Here is a 13,393-nt window from a genome sequence, read left to right on the forward strand (position 1 = left end):
TCTCCCCAGGGAAGGCGCGGCTATGATGGAAGGTCAGGCAATGCCTGGCCTTTTTCATTTTTCGACGCTGCAAAAGTTCAAAAGAGCCCCGCGTTCATCGGAACGTGCTAAGGACGCTCCAGCAATCTGAATCCGACTGCCGTCTTGCTTTGTGCGTGGTCCTGGCCGAAAGACCGATCTCGCCACTTTTCGGCATCATGCTCCGAACGGGAGAAAGACCTTGACCGCCACTTCAAAGAGATCCCGCGACCAGGCCGAATCCATCTTCAGCAAGGCCCAGACCCAATCGATGTCGCTCAACCGCATCACCTCCGAACAGGATGCCGTCAGCCAGGCCCGGGAAGCAAAGACCGCGCGGCTGCGCGAACTGCGCCTGGAAAAGGAAGCCGACGATTTGGCCGCTGCCGCCGCGCTCGCGGCCCTGCCGAAACGGGCGGGCAAACGCTGATGGCGACCAAACGCGTGCCGCCAACGCCGATCGATGCCGATGCGACCATTGCATCCATGGTCCCAGGCATGGACAAGCCGGTCGAATATGTCCGCCGGGTGCTGGAAAAGCTCGAGCGCTGCAAGCGTGCGCATGGCGATGCCCAGGTGCGCGTCGGCGTGCGCGGCCGCGCCGAAGCGCCGAACTACCTGATCGAATATATCCGCGAGGACAAAAAGACCCATGAGCGCGTCACCCATCAGGACGCCGCCTACAGCGGCAGCACGCACCGCGAGCTGGCACCGCATCACATTGCGGAGGCCAGGAACTGGTCGCCCGAGGAAATGAACATCACGGCGGTCTCGGCGCTGATCGGCCGCTTGCGCAACCCGAATGCGCCATCATCGCGTTTTTCTGACGAGGATTGACATGGCCATCAAGTTTTCCGCCAAGGACCAGCCGACGGCGCCTGGCGCTGCCATGAAGCCGGCCAAGCCCGCGGCTGCGCCGAAGGCGGGCAGCCCCACTGAGACCGCGACCGATCTGTTCAAGTCGCCGGCGGAAACGCCGTCGCGCAAGACCAAAAAGAAATAACAGCCTTGCCGCGAGACGCCGATCGTATCCGGTCAGGGCTGCTTGCCCTGGCTGGAGACTTTTCGGGTGCCGGCCCGGTCGCCCTGTTTGACTGCCAGAGCTGTGGCGCCTGCTGTTCCTATTCGGCCGAATGGCCGCGCTTCTCCACCGAGGATGACGCGCAGCTCGACCTGATTCCGGCAAAACACGTGTCCGCCAACGAATCCGGCATGCGCTGCGACGGCGTGCGTTGTTCCGCGCTCACCGGCGAGGTCGGCAAACGAACCGCTTGCGGCATTTACGATATTCGCCCCGATGTCTGCCGCGCCTGCATGCCCGGCGACGACGATTGCCTGATGGCGCGCCAGGCGCACGGGCTGCCAGTCTAACGGCCAATCGCCCCCGTCTTGTGCGCCACCGTCCGGCCCGATACCTTCCCCTCGGGCAGGGCGCGTCGGAGGAATCATCCGTGAGCATCGAATTTCTGTTGACGTCGCTGATCGTCGTGGCTTCGCCCGGCACCGGCGTTCTCTACACGCTGAGCGCCGGCCTGTCGCGCGGGGTGCGGGCCTCGATCATCGCCGCTTTCGGCTGCACGCTCGGCATCATCCCGCATATGGCCGCCGCCATCACCGGCCTGGCGGCACTGCTGCACACAAGTGCTGTCGCCTTCGAGACGCTGAAATATCTCGGCGTCGCCTATCTGCTCTACATGGCCTGGAACACGCTGAAGGAGAGGGGCGGCTTGAGCGTCGAGGACAATGTCGCGCCGCGCTCGGCCGGCAAGGTGATCACCTCCGGCATCCTCATCAACATCCTCAACCCGAAGCTGTCGATCTTCTTCTTTGCCTTCCTGCCGCAATTCGTCAGCACCACCGAACCGCATGCCCTGTCCAAGATGCTGGAGCTCTCGAGCGTCTTCATGCTCCTGACCTTCGTCGTCTTTGTCGGCTACGGCATCTTCGCCGCCTCGATCCGCAGCCATGTCGTGTCGCGGCCGATGGTGCTTACCTGGATGCGCCGCACCTTCGCCGGCGCCTTCGTCATGCTCGGCGCCAAGCTGGCGCTGGCCGACAGGTAGCGCTCCAAGAGCATGATCCCGAAAAATGGAATCCGGTTTTCGGAAAAGATCATGCTCAAACAAGAAGATAGAGCCTCATCCCGATTCTGTCGGGATGGAACAGGCTCTAGGCGCTACCCCTTGACATAACCCATCGCCTCGACGATGCGCTCATCCGCGACGCGCATCAAATTGACGCCGCGGATGGAGTTGCGGTCGGCCTGAAAATAGCGCCAGCGGATCGTTGCCCGCTCGCCGGCGACGAACGTCTCTTCGAGGTCGAAACGCGTGCCCGGCTGGGTGGCGATCACCGACCACAGCCCAATGCAGGCGTCGCGGCCGGCATGGCGGGCGCCGTCCGGCGCCGGCACGGTGTTTTCGATGACGCAGTCTTCGGCGACCAATTCGGCGAGCGCCGACGGATCGTGCAGCTGGAACACGTCGTTAAAGCGCCGCATGATCTCGGCCGTCTGCCTGGAGCGGTCGTCGGGATGGATGTCCATGGTGCTCTCCTGTTTCATCTCGATATCTCCTGGTTTCATGCTTCCGCGCCAGCGGGTGCGACAAGCTCCGCCCTGAGCGCGATGCTCGCCACGCCGGTCAGGGCACGCGAGACGAGGCAGGTCGTCTTCGCCGTCTCGGCAAGGCGCTGGAATTCCCCGGGCTCAAGGCCAGGGATCTCGGCTTGCGTTTCAAGCTCGATGCGGGTGAGCGTCGGTCCGGCGGCAGTGGCGCCGAGATGCACCTTGGCGACGGTGCGAATGCGCGCGGGCGCAAATCCTTCCCTGCCCAGGATGGCGCTCAGCGCCATCGAAAAGCAGCCGGCGTGTGCGGCCGCGATCAGTTCTTCCGGATTGGTGCCCGGTCCGTTCTCGAACCGCGACGGGAAGGAATAGGCGCCTTCGAAGACGCCGCTGCCGAGCCGCAAGCGGCCCGAACCCTCTTTCAGTGTGCCTTGCCACTGGGCCGAGGCTTCACGAATTGTCATTTTCTGCTCTCCGTTGTTTGAGGGACGGGAAATCAGGCGCCTGCGATGACCACTTTCCCGAAGACGTCGCCCTGCTGGAAATAGCGGTAGGCATCGCCGGCCTCGGTGAAGGGGAAGACCTTGTCGATGACGGGCTTCAGGCGATGCTGCGCGACGGCGCGCAGCATGGCTTCGAGGTTGGTCCGGCTGCCGACGAAGAGGCGGCTGATGGTGGCGAGGCTGCGCTGGTAGAGCGCTGCCGGCAGCTGGATCGACCCGCCTTTCGCGTCCTGCAGCGTGAGCAGCACGATGTGCCCGTAAAGTGTGCTTGCGATCAGCGACTGTGCGAAGGTCGCCGGGCCGCCGGTTTCGACGGCGAGGTCGATGCCGCCGGTCTGCTCGCGGACACTGGAACCCCATTCCGGTGTGTCCGTGCTGGAGATGACGAGGTCGGCGCCCCGCGCCCGCAGCCTGTCGGCCTTCTCGGCGCGCGAGGTGACGGCCACGACGCGGCAGCCGAGCAGCTTGGCGAACTGCAGCGCGAACAGCGAGACGCCACCCGAACCGATGACCAGAACCCATTGGCCAGGCTTAGGAATCCCTGCGCCGGTCACCGCATTCCAGGCGGTCAGACCGGCGCAGGTCAGCGTTGCCGCCTCATGCCAGTCGAGATGGTCGGGCAGCCGCGCCGCCCATTGCTCATCGAGGACGGCGTATTCGGCCAGCATGCCGTCCAGCGTGCAGCCGAGCTGGTCGATCAACCCGGCATTGATGCGGCCGTCGATCCAGCGGGCGAAATAGCTGCCGGTGACGCGATCGCCGACGGCAAAGCGGGTGACGGCATCGCCGATGGCGACGACTTCACCGGCGCCGTCGCTCAGGGGAACGATGCCCTGGCACGGCGGCAGCGGATAGGTGCCGTTGAGGATCATCGTGTCGCGCCGGTTGAGCGAGGTAGCGCGCACGCTCACCACGATCTCATGCGGCTTCGGCTCCGGCTGCACCTCGTCGCGCATCATCAGGCATTCGGTCCCGCCGGACCCTTCAAGACGGTAGCTGCGCATGTCGATCTCCTCTGGAATATATAGACTGATCTACATATTATGTAGACCGATTGTCATATTCGACGCAAGACCTATAATGCTGAGTGCTGACAGAGGTTGACATGGCGAACGATACCCGCACCCGCATACTCGAGACGACGGCGCTGCTGCTCAGACAGCGCGGCTATCACGGCACCTCGCTCAATGACATTCTGAGCGCCAGCGGTGCCCCTCGAGGCTCGCTCTACTTTCATTTTCCCGGCGGCAAGGACCAGTTGGTCATCGAGGTGACGCGCGACAGCGTCGCCGGGGTGACGCAGAGGCTCGGTGAGGCGCTGGCCGCGGAGATCGATCCGGCGGTCGCCGTCCACCACATCTACCAGGCGGTCGGCCGCATGCTGGAAGACAACCAGTTTTCGCTCGGCTGTCCGATCGCGCCGGTGGTGCTGGATTCGCCGACGGATGTGCCGGAACTGGCCGAATTGTGCCGCTCGGCTTTCGAGCAATGGATAGGTCTGCTGCAACAGGCCTTCGTCAGGGCAGGGGTGCCCGAGCGCCGCGCGCACGCTTTGGCTTTGCTGGTCGAATCATCGCTGGAAGGGCTGATGGTAATCGCCCGCGCCACCCGCGACCGCGCCCCGCTGCAGGCCGTGGCTGATGAGGTCGCAGCCCTGATCGAAACCGCAGTGCTGGCTGCAGGAGAAGTGCGGCGACGCGCCGATGCCGCCGTCTGAGGCCTAACAACTCGACCTCAAAACAAAAAGGGCGCCTTTCGGCGCCCTTCCGTATCTGAAGGCTGATAGGGCTGGATTAGAAATCCATGCCGCCCATACCGCCCATGCCGCCGCCGCCCATGCCGCCAGGCATGCCGCCGCCAGCCGCTTCCTTCTTCGGAGCTTCGGCGATCATGGCTTCGGTGGTGACCAGCAGGCCGGCGACCGAGGCCGCGTCCTGGAGAGCCGTGCGAACGACCTTGACCGGATCGACGATACCCATGGCGATCATGTCGCCATATTCGCCGGTCTGGGCGTTGTAGCCGAAGGTCGCGCCCTTGTTCTCAAGGATCTTGCCGGCAACGATCGATGCTTCCGCACCGGCGTTGGCAGCGATCTGGCGGGCCGGAGCCTGCAGTGCGCGACGCACGATGTTGATGCCGGCGGTCTGGTCGGAGTTGGCGCCGGTTGCCTTGATGGTCAGCGAAGCGCGCAGCAGGGCGACGCCGCCGCCGGGAACGATGCCTTCTTCGACGGCCGCACGGGTCGCGTTGAGGGCGTCATCGACGCGGTCCTTCTTTTCCTTGACTTCGATCTCGGTCGCACCGCCGACGCGGATGACGGCAACGCCGCCGGCCAGCTTGGCCAGACGTTCCTGCAGCTTCTCCTTGTCGTAGTCCGAGGTGGTCTCCTCGATCTGCTGCTTGATCTGGGCAACGCGGCCCTGGATCTCGGCCTTCTTGCCGGCGCCGTCGACGATGGTGGTGTTCTCCTTGGAGATCGACACCTTCTTGGCGCGGCCGAGCATGTTGAGGCCGACGTTCTCGAGCTTGATGCCGAGGTCTTCCGAGATGACCTGGCCACCGGTGAGGATGGCGATGTCTTCCAGCATGGCCTTGCGGCGATCACCGAAGCCCGGCGCCTTGACGGCGGCGATCTTCAGGCCGCCACGCAGCTTGTTGACGACGAGCGTGGCCAGAGCCTCGCCTTCGACGTCTTCCGAGATGATGACCAGCGGCTTCGAGGTCTGCACGACAGCCTCGAGGATCGGCAGCATGGCCTGCAGGTTGGAGAGCTTCTTCTCGTGGAGGAGAATGTAAGCGTCTTCCAGATCCGCAACCATCTTGTCGGCGTTGGTGACGAAGTAGGGCGAGAGGTAGCCGCGGTCGAACTGCATGCCTTCGACGACTTCGAGTTCGGTCTCGGCGGTCTTGGCTTCCTCGACCGTGATGACGCCTTCATTGCCGACCTTCTGCATCGCTTCCGCGATCATCGAGCCGACCGAAGCRTCGCCATTGCCGGCGATGGTGCCGACCTGGGCAACYTCTTCCGAGGTCTTGATCTTCTTGGCGTTCTTGATCAGCGTCGCGACGACGTCGGCMACGGCGAGGTCGATGCCGCGCTTCAGGTCCATYGGGTTCATGCCGGCGGCAACCGCCTTGTGGCCTTCCTGGACGATCGACTGCGCCAGAACGGTCGCGGTCGTGGTGCCGTCGCCGGCGATGTCGTTGGTCTTCGAAGCAACTTCGCGGACCATCTGCGCGCCCATGTTYTCGAACTTGTCTTCAAGCTCGATTTCCTTGGCGACGGTGACGCCGTCCTTGGTGATGCGCGGCGCGCCGAACGACTTGTCGATGACGACGTTACGACCCTTGGGGCCGAGCGTGACCTTCACCGCGTCGGCGAGGATGTTGACGCCGCGCAGCATGCGCTCACGGGCGTCGCGGGAGAATTTTACGTCTTTGGCAGCCATGTTTTAGCTCCTGGCAGGGGCTTGGGATCAAGCCCGAAAATTCAGTTGASGGTGAGGCCGATAATCAGCCGATGATGCCCATGATGTCGGATTCCTTCATGATCAGAAGGTCTTCGCCATTGAGCTTGACTTCGGTGCCCGACCACTTGCCGAACAGGATGCGGTCGCCAGCCTTGACGTCCAGCGGGACCAGCTTGCCGGCTTCGTCGCGGGCGCCGGAACCAACGGCGATGATCTCGCCTTCCTGCGGCTTTTCCTTCGCCGTATCCGGGATGATGATCCCGCCGGCCGTCTTGGATTCGGATTCGACCCGGCGAACGACCACGCGGTCATGAAGCGGGCGGAACTTCGACTTTGCCATTTTTTCTTCCTCGAATGAGAACGGTGAGAACAGTTCCTCCATCCGGCGGCGCCGGACGTATGAGTTAGCACTCACCAAAGGCGAGTGCTAACGTGGCCGTGAAATAGGCGCGCGGCCGGCGAGAGTCAAGGCGCGCGGCGCCTTCGATGCGCGGGAATTTTCGCGTTCTTCCGCTGGCTAAAGAAACAGCCGCAACTGGGTGTGGATGATCGACCGGTAGTCTTCGAGGGTCCGGCGGCCTTCCCTTTCGTCCTGGGTCAGTGCCAGACGCACGACGCCGCCGGCAAGCTGAAAGAACAGGAATACCACGCGGGCGAACTGGTCGCGCTTCTCCGGCTGCAGGAGAGGGCCGACATGATCGCAGAACAGCTTCGCCTGCTGCCGGGTCTCGGCGATGTCGAGATGTTGCAGCGCCTTGTCGGCCTGGATCGCATTCTGCAGATCCTGGATGGCGGGGTCTTCGGCAACGCGCCGATAGTAGTCTTCGAGCAGACGGTCCGCTGCTGCTGTCACATCGTCCAGCCCGTGAATCTCGGCGATGATGGCACCGAAGCGTGCGCGGCTTTCCTCTGAGAACCGCTCATAGAGCATCGCCAGGATCGCCGACTTGTTGGGGAAGTAATGATAGACGGTGGCGATCGGCCCGCCCGCCAGCATGCCGACTTCCTTCATGGTGACGGCATCGATGCCCTTTTCGCCGATCAGCCGCATGGTCGTTGCCAGGATGGCGTCGATGCGGTCGCGGCTGCGCTCCTGCTTCGGCATGCGCCTCGGCTCGGTCATCGTCCGGCTTGCTTCTTTCATGCGCCAGATCTCCCGCGGCAGTCCTAATTTCATGCTTGACAAAAAATATGATCAAGTATCAGTTTTGAGAAATGCTGACAGATTGTCAGATTTTTTGAAGCACGGCAAGGACGCTGGGGAGGGACCTGTGACGTTAGCAAAGGCAGAGCACAATGCCGATTGGCTGGTCGGCAACCCGACCGGCGGCCAGCTTGCCTCGGCGCTGTGGATCGGTTCGGTTGGTCTGCTCATCCTCGGGCTGCAGCCGGTGCTGCTCGGCGCGCTTTATACCGAGGGACATGTCAGCGGCGACGAACTGGCTTTGGTCGCCACGGCGGAGATGATCGCCATTGCCATTGGTTCGGCTGTGGTGGCGATGCTGCTCTCGGCGCACAATATGCGCTGGAAAAGTGCAGCGCTTTTGATCCTGCTGGCGCTGGCGAATTTGTGGACGGCCTATGCGGTCAGCACCGGCCTGCTGATATCAGTGCGCGCTGTCGCCGGGCTGGCCGAAGGTGGGCTGGTGGCGGTCGCCACCGAACTGATCGCCCGTTCGCGTCGGGCCGAGCGCATCGGCGGCTATTTCGTCACCATGCAGACCCTGGCGCAATGCGCGCTTGCATTGTTGCTGGCGCTCTATGTCATCCCGGCCGCCGGGTCGGTCGGTGGCTTCATCGTCCTTGCCGTCGTTTGCGTCGCCTCGCTGGCGGTCGCCTTCATTGTGCCTGATGACTATGCCGAGCTGCCCAAGGACGAGAATCTGGCCAATGTGCTGACCGTCCCTTCGCTCACCGCTCTGTTGTCCGTCTTCTGCTACTTCATGTTCTTCGGCTCAGTCTGGGCCTTTCTGGAACCGCTCGGCGCGCAATACGGCATCGACGGCCGCACCGTCGGCCTGATCGTCTCGGCGAGCCTCGCGGTGCAGGTTCTCGGCGCGATGACGGCGACTGCCTTCGAGGCGCGCATCGACTACCGCCTTGCCATCGTGGCGATCGGCGTGATCGCTTTTGCCAGCTCCGTGGTGCTCGCCAGCGGCCCGGGCCTGACGGTGTTCTGGGCCGCTGCGCTGGTCATGGGCTTCATCCTCTTGTTCATTGTGCCCTATCAGATCCGGCTGGCGATCACCGCCGACGAGACGCGGACATCAGTGCTGTTGGTGCCGGCCGCCCAGCTCTTCGGTCTGGCAATCGGGCCGATCGCGGCGTCGCTGCTGATCGATGGCAAGGATTTTAGGCCGGTGCCGGAATTCGCCGCCGCCAGCGCCGTTGCCAGCGTGGCGCTGCTCGGCCTGTTCGTCCTCGTGGTGCGGCGTCGCCGCGCAATTGCCTAGGTGAGGAGGCAGCATGTCGAACAGCTGGAGCAACTGGTCCGGTTTTGTCCGTGCTGAACCAAAACTGATCGCCAGTCCCGCCGACGCCGGCGAACTTGGCGATCTGGTGCGTACCGCGCCTAGCCCGGTGCGGGTCGTCGGCGCCGGCCATTCCTTCACGCCGCTGGTGAAGTCCGAAGGCACGATCCTGTCGCTGGAAAAGCTCGAGGGCCTGGTGTCGCACGACGTTCAGCTAAATCAAGCACGAGTGAGGGCAGGGACACGGCTCGGCTCGCTGATGCACCTCCTGCAAGGCATCGGCCAGGGGCTGCCCAATATGGGCGACATCGACCGGCAAGCCATCGGCGGCGCGCTCGGCACCGCCACCCACGGCTCAGGCCCAACGCTCGGCGCCTATCACACGCAGTTGCAGACGGTTCAGATCGTCGATGGGCTCGGCAAGGTCCGCGACTTCACCGGGGCTAGCGATCAGGAGACGATCCACGCCATTGGCGTCGCGCTCGGCGCCTTCGGCGTGCTGACCGAGGTGACGCTGAACAACATTGCCACCTACCGGCTGCGCCGCCGCAAATGGGTGTTGCCGATCGCCGACATGCTGCGCGATTTCGAGACGATGATGGCCGCGCACCGCTCGGCCGAGTTCTACTACATTCCGTTTTCCGGTTATGCCCAGTTCATCGCCAGTGATCTGAGCGATGCAGCACCGACACAGCGGCCCCCGGAGGAGGACGAGGCCGGCTTGAGGACGCTGCGCCGCTTGCGCACGGCGCTGGCCTGGCTGCCGTCGCTGCGCCGCCGGCTGATCCTGGGCGCCATCGCCAAGCTGCCGGCGGAGGACTATGTGCAGGACTGGCTCAACGTCTATGCCAGTGACCGGCAGACGAAGTTCAACGAGATGGAATATCATTTGCCGTTCGAGGAGGGTCCAAAGGCGCTGGCCGAGATCATCGAACTGACGGAGAAGCGCTTTCCCCAGGTCTATTTCCCGATGGAAGTGCGCACGGTCGCACCCGACGATTTCTGGCTCTCGCCATTCTATAACAGGCTGACCTGTTCGATCGCCATCCACCATGACGCGGCGAGCGATCCGCTGCCTTTCATGCGGGCGGCCGAGCCGATCTTCTTGAAATATGGCGGCAGGCCGCACTGGGGCAAGATGCACAGCCTGAAAGCGGCGGCGCTGAAAAAACTCTATCCGCGCTGGGACGACGCCATGGCGGTGCGCCGCGACATCGATCCGGAAAACCGTTTTGTTTCGCCCTATATGGCCGAGCTGTTCGGCATCGAACCATGAGCGCCTATTTCACCGCATTGTCGGATGCGCTGAGGTCCGCCGGCATCTTCCAGCCTTGCCTGCTGCTCGACCTCGACCGGCTGGACAACAACATTGCGCTGGTCCGGGAAAGGCTGGCGCCAGGCCTTGCCGTGCGGCTGGTCGACAAGTCGCTGGCTTGCCTGCCGCTGCTTTCGCATATCGGCAAGGCGCTCGGCACGAGCCGCTTCATGACCTTCCATCCGCCGATCACGGCAGCTGTGCTGAAGGCGTTCCCCGATGCCGACCTGTTGTACGGCAAGCCAATGCCGGTCGACGCGGCGCGTGCTGAGCTTTCGAAAGGCAGCGCCGACTGGTCACGCATCTGTTGGCTGATCGACACGCAAGAGCGATTGGCGGAATATGGCGCGCTGGCAGCCGAACTCGGCACCGAGCTGCACATCGCTTTCGAGATCGATGTCGGGCTGCATCGCGGCGGCTTTGCCAGCCCGGAGGCCTTGTCGAAAGCTTTGAAGTTGCTGCTGGCCCGGCTGCGTTGCGAAGGCGTCATGGCCTACGAGGCCCATGCGCCGCACATTCCCGGCCTGTTCGGCGGGCCGGCAAGAGCATTGGCGAAGGCGTCGGCGCTGGCAACGGCGTTCGTCGCTTGCCTCGGCGAGGACCAGCGCCGCATCCTCAACATCGGCGGCAGCAAGACCGCGCTGCTCCACCATGGCGGGGCGGCCAACGAAGTGTCGATGGGGTCGGCCTTCGTGCTGCCCAGCGATTTCGACACGCCTGGCCTCGATGGGTTTCAGCCAGCTGCCTTCATTGCCACGCCGATCCTGAAAGTGGTCGAGCCGATGCTGCCGGGTCCCCCCGCCGTTTTCCGCCTGCTGCAGGCGTTCGGCAGGTTTCCGCGCAAGGGCTGCTATCTCTATGGCGGCAAATGGATGGCCGAACCGGTATTTCCGGAGGGCATGGCGACCAACAGTCTGCTCGGCCTGTCTTCCAACCAGCAATTCATGGCCTTGCCGAACGACGCGACGGTCAAACCCGGCGACTACGCTTTCCTGCGCCCGACGCAGAGCGAGGCGGTGCTGCAGCAGTTCGGATCGATCGCGGTGCTTTCCGGCGGCAGGATTGTCGATCGCTGGCCGGCACTGCCGATGGCGTGATGCGGTATCGGCTCATCGATTAGTTGACTCTGTCAAGTAAATGATCGATCGTATGGGCAGGAGACTGCCATGACGATTCATCATCAAGCCGGCAAGGAGCGCATCGACGCGGTGCGCGCCTTCAACCGTTTCTACACCCGACAGATCGGGCTGCTCGACGAGGGGCTGTTGAAAAGCGCCTTCTCGCTGACCGAGGCGCGGGTGCTCTACGAATTGGCAAATCGCGATGGCCTAAGCGCCACTGATCTTACCCGCGATCTCGGCCTTGATGCAGGTTATCTCAGCCGCTTGCTGAAGAAATTCGAGGAGCGCGGCCTGGTCGAGCGCGCCGCGACCGAAGCGGATGCGCGGCGCTCGTCGATCGTGCTGACGCTGGCAGGGCGGCAGGCCTTCGCACCGCTGAACCGGGATTCTCACGACCAGGTCGCGGCCCTGCTCGATCGGCTTCCCGCTCTGGAACAGGATCGGCTGGTCAAGGCCATGCAGACCGTGCAGCGCCTGCTGGGCGAGGGGTTCGAGCCTAAAATCCCCTATATTCTGCGGCCCCTGCAGGTCGGCGACATCGGCTGGATCGTGCGCCGCCAGGGCATGCTCTACGCGCAGGACTATGGCTGGGACGAAACCTATGAGGCGCTGGTCGCCGAGATTCTCGGCGCGTTCGTCAAGTCCTTCGACCCGAAATGGGAACGCAGCTGGATTGCGGAGCGGGAAGGGGAAGTCGTCGGCTCGGTCTTTCTCGTTCGCAAGTCCGAGGAAGTGGCGAAGCTGCGCCTGCTCTATGTCGAGCCTTCGGCACGTGGATTGGGCATCGGCAAGCGGCTGGTCGATGAATGCATTGGTTTTGCCCGCGCCAGGGGTTACAAGACGCTGACGCTGTGGACCAACGACATCCTCGTCTCGGCGCGACGCATCTATGAAGCGGCGGGCTTCAAGCTCGTCGAGGAGGAGCGCCACCATTCCTTCGGCAAGGATCTGGTCGGCCAGAACTGGAACCTCGACTTGTAGCGTTGCTACGGCCGTTCGCTATGGCTTCGGGCGTTCGTCGCTTCAATCGACAAATCGTTGTCGATTGATCGGCCTAAGGCCGACCGCTCCTCACCCCTTCACCGGAATCCAGATCTCCAGCCCGCCATTGCCGCTGCGCGGATCGAATTCCGGGCCGTAGCGCTCGAACTCCGGTGCATAGGCGATTTCATGGCCGGAGACCGGCAGCCATTTGTTCCAGATCGTGTTGACCGTGCGGCGGATGGTCGAGATGTGCTCGCGATGGGCGAACACCGCGTATTTCTGCGCCGGCACCCGAACGCGCGAAAATTGCTTGGGCAGGTCGGAAAAATCCGACACTTCGACGCCGGCGATATAGTCGAAATTGCCGGCGTCGTCGCCATTGACGCAGACGCCATAGGCGACGTCGCCGGTATCGCCCGGAATGTTGCCGATATAGGGACCAAAACGCTGCCACTGCATCGGAATGCCGGCGCTGGTTTCGCAGCTGTAGCGTTCACCGAGCCCGGCGATGAGGAACGGCCGGCTGGTCTCGAAACGCGGCGGCTCGAGCGTGGTGAGGAAGGACTGGTCCATCAGGATCGGCTCCACGAGATCGAGGTTTTTGAGCGTGCCCTGCGCGCGCACCAGTTCCGGCGTGGTGCCGAACTGGTCGCGGAAGGCGCGGGTGAAAGCCTCATGCGAAGCATAGCCGGCATCGAGCGCGACCGAGAGGATGTCGGGCGCGCCGCCCGCCAGCTTGCGCGCCGCTTCGCTCAACCGGCGCGCGCGCATGTAGCCCATCACCGAACGGCCGGTAGCGGCGCCAAAGGCCCGGGTCACATGAAAGCGCGACACGCCGCTGCTTTGCGCGACATCGTCGAGCGAGACCGCTTCCGGCAGGTGGCTTTCGACGAACCACAGGGCTTTCTCGGTCGGGTTCATGTGTCTCCTCGCGGACCATGCTGC

At 63.6% G+C, this 13,393-nt stretch carries 17 protein-coding genes; 10 read left to right on the forward strand and 7 right to left on the reverse strand.

All coding sequences use genetic code 11. The features are described 5' to 3' along the window. Positions 1-220: 220 nt before the first annotated feature. The 5 genes from AC1D0N_RS06525 to AC1D0N_RS06545 all read left to right on the forward strand — a co-directional run bounded on the left by AC1D0N_RS06525 (position 221) and on the right by AC1D0N_RS06545 (position 2,081). A complete protein-coding gene (locus AC1D0N_RS06525) occupies positions 221-448 on the forward strand; it encodes a hypothetical protein (RefSeq protein ID WP_477242593.1) in 228 nt (75 codons plus the stop codon). Then, positions 448-855 (forward strand): hypothetical protein, encoded by a 408-nt coding sequence (locus tag AC1D0N_RS06530; protein ID WP_477242595.1) that lies wholly within the window; start codon positions 448-450, stop codon positions 853-855. The genes AC1D0N_RS06525 and AC1D0N_RS06530 overlap by 1 nt, the downstream gene beginning before the upstream one ends. A 1-nt stretch (position 856) precedes the next feature. Next, on the forward strand, positions 857-1,021 hold the full coding sequence (locus AC1D0N_RS06535; protein ID WP_477242597.1) for a hypothetical protein: 165 nt from the start codon (positions 857-859) through the stop codon (positions 1,019-1,021). Positions 1,022-1,068: 47 nt separating this feature from the next. Beyond that, positions 1,069-1,389: a YkgJ family cysteine cluster protein gene (locus AC1D0N_RS06540; protein ID WP_477243106.1), complete on the forward strand. Its 321-nt coding sequence runs from the start codon at positions 1,069-1,071 to the stop codon at positions 1,387-1,389. Positions 1,390-1,469: 80 nt separating this feature from the next. After that, the gene (locus tag AC1D0N_RS06545) at positions 1,470-2,081 is read left to right on the forward strand and encodes a LysE family translocator (RefSeq protein ID WP_477242599.1); all 612 of its coding nucleotides are present in this window, start codon (positions 1,470-1,472) and stop codon (positions 2,079-2,081) included. A 113-nt stretch (positions 2,082-2,194) separates the two neighbouring features. On the opposite strand, the gene AC1D0N_RS06550 is transcribed toward AC1D0N_RS06545, so the two are convergent. Genes AC1D0N_RS06550 through AC1D0N_RS06560 form a run of 3 tightly spaced genes read right to left on the reverse strand, consistent with a single transcriptional unit; the run spans position 2,195 to position 4,091 of the window. After that, positions 2,195-2,581, reverse strand: coding sequence for a nuclear transport factor 2 family protein (locus AC1D0N_RS06550; protein WP_477242601.1), 387 nt, complete (start codon positions 2,579-2,581; stop codon positions 2,195-2,197). A 17-nt stretch (positions 2,582-2,598) separates the two neighbouring features. Next, positions 2,599-3,048: an OsmC family protein gene (locus AC1D0N_RS06555; RefSeq protein WP_477242603.1), complete on the reverse strand. Its 450-nt coding sequence runs from the start codon at positions 3,046-3,048 to the stop codon at positions 2,599-2,601. Between the two features lie 32 nt (positions 3,049-3,080). Continuing rightward, on the reverse strand, positions 3,081-4,091 hold the full coding sequence (locus tag AC1D0N_RS06560) for a zinc-dependent alcohol dehydrogenase family protein (RefSeq protein WP_477242605.1): 1,011 nt from the start codon (positions 4,089-4,091) through the stop codon (positions 3,081-3,083). Between the two features lie 101 nt (positions 4,092-4,192). Here AC1D0N_RS06560 and AC1D0N_RS06565 point away from each other — a divergent pair, with 101 nt between their 5' ends. Beyond that, a complete protein-coding gene (locus AC1D0N_RS06565) occupies positions 4,193-4,804 on the forward strand; it encodes a TetR/AcrR family transcriptional regulator (RefSeq protein WP_477242607.1) in 612 nt (203 codons plus the stop codon). 76 nt (positions 4,805-4,880) lie between these two features. Here AC1D0N_RS06565 and groL read toward each other — a convergent pair whose 3' ends face one another. The 3 genes from groL to AC1D0N_RS06580 form a co-directional block, all read right to left on the reverse strand. Beyond that, positions 4,881-6,536: a chaperonin GroEL gene (gene groL / locus AC1D0N_RS06570; protein WP_477242609.1), complete on the reverse strand. Its 1,656-nt coding sequence runs from the start codon at positions 6,534-6,536 to the stop codon at positions 4,881-4,883. Between the two features lie 64 nt (positions 6,537-6,600). Continuing rightward, positions 6,601-6,897: a co-chaperone GroES gene (gene groES, locus AC1D0N_RS06575; RefSeq protein WP_006203049.1), complete on the reverse strand. Its 297-nt coding sequence runs from the start codon at positions 6,895-6,897 to the stop codon at positions 6,601-6,603. Between the two features lie 177 nt (positions 6,898-7,074). Continuing rightward, positions 7,075-7,701 (reverse strand): TetR/AcrR family transcriptional regulator, encoded by a 627-nt coding sequence (locus AC1D0N_RS06580; RefSeq protein WP_477242611.1) that lies wholly within the window; start codon positions 7,699-7,701, stop codon positions 7,075-7,077. A 127-nt stretch (positions 7,702-7,828) separates the two neighbouring features. Between AC1D0N_RS06580 and AC1D0N_RS06585 the strand changes: the two genes are divergently transcribed. From AC1D0N_RS06585 to AC1D0N_RS06600, 4 genes are all read left to right on the forward strand, one after another. Further along, positions 7,829-9,010 carry an MFS transporter gene (locus tag AC1D0N_RS06585; RefSeq protein WP_477242613.1) on the forward strand — a complete coding sequence of 394 codons (1,182 nt, stop codon included), beginning with the start codon at positions 7,829-7,831 and terminating at the stop codon, positions 9,008-9,010. A 13-nt stretch (positions 9,011-9,023) separates the two neighbouring features. Further along, positions 9,024-10,304 carry a D-arabinono-1,4-lactone oxidase gene (locus tag AC1D0N_RS06590; protein ID WP_477242615.1) on the forward strand — a complete coding sequence of 427 codons (1,281 nt, stop codon included), beginning with the start codon at positions 9,024-9,026 and terminating at the stop codon, positions 10,302-10,304. Next, positions 10,301-11,440: an alanine racemase gene (locus AC1D0N_RS06595; RefSeq protein WP_477242617.1), complete on the forward strand. Its 1,140-nt coding sequence runs from the start codon at positions 10,301-10,303 to the stop codon at positions 11,438-11,440. Before AC1D0N_RS06590 ends, AC1D0N_RS06595 begins: the two co-directional genes overlap by 4 nt. A 69-nt stretch (positions 11,441-11,509) precedes the next feature. Beyond that, the gene (locus AC1D0N_RS06600; RefSeq protein WP_477242619.1) at positions 11,510-12,445 is read left to right on the forward strand and encodes a bifunctional helix-turn-helix transcriptional regulator/GNAT family N-acetyltransferase; all 936 of its coding nucleotides are present in this window, start codon (positions 11,510-11,512) and stop codon (positions 12,443-12,445) included. A gap of 90 nt (positions 12,446-12,535) precedes the next feature. Here AC1D0N_RS06600 and AC1D0N_RS06605 read toward each other — a convergent pair whose 3' ends face one another. Then, positions 12,536-13,369, reverse strand: coding sequence for a GyrI-like domain-containing protein (locus tag AC1D0N_RS06605; protein WP_477242621.1), 834 nt, complete (start codon positions 13,367-13,369; stop codon positions 12,536-12,538). Between the last annotated feature and the right edge of the window lie 24 nt (positions 13,370-13,393).

The sequence above is a fragment of the Mesorhizobium sp. P2_E10 genome, assembly GCF_056404235.1.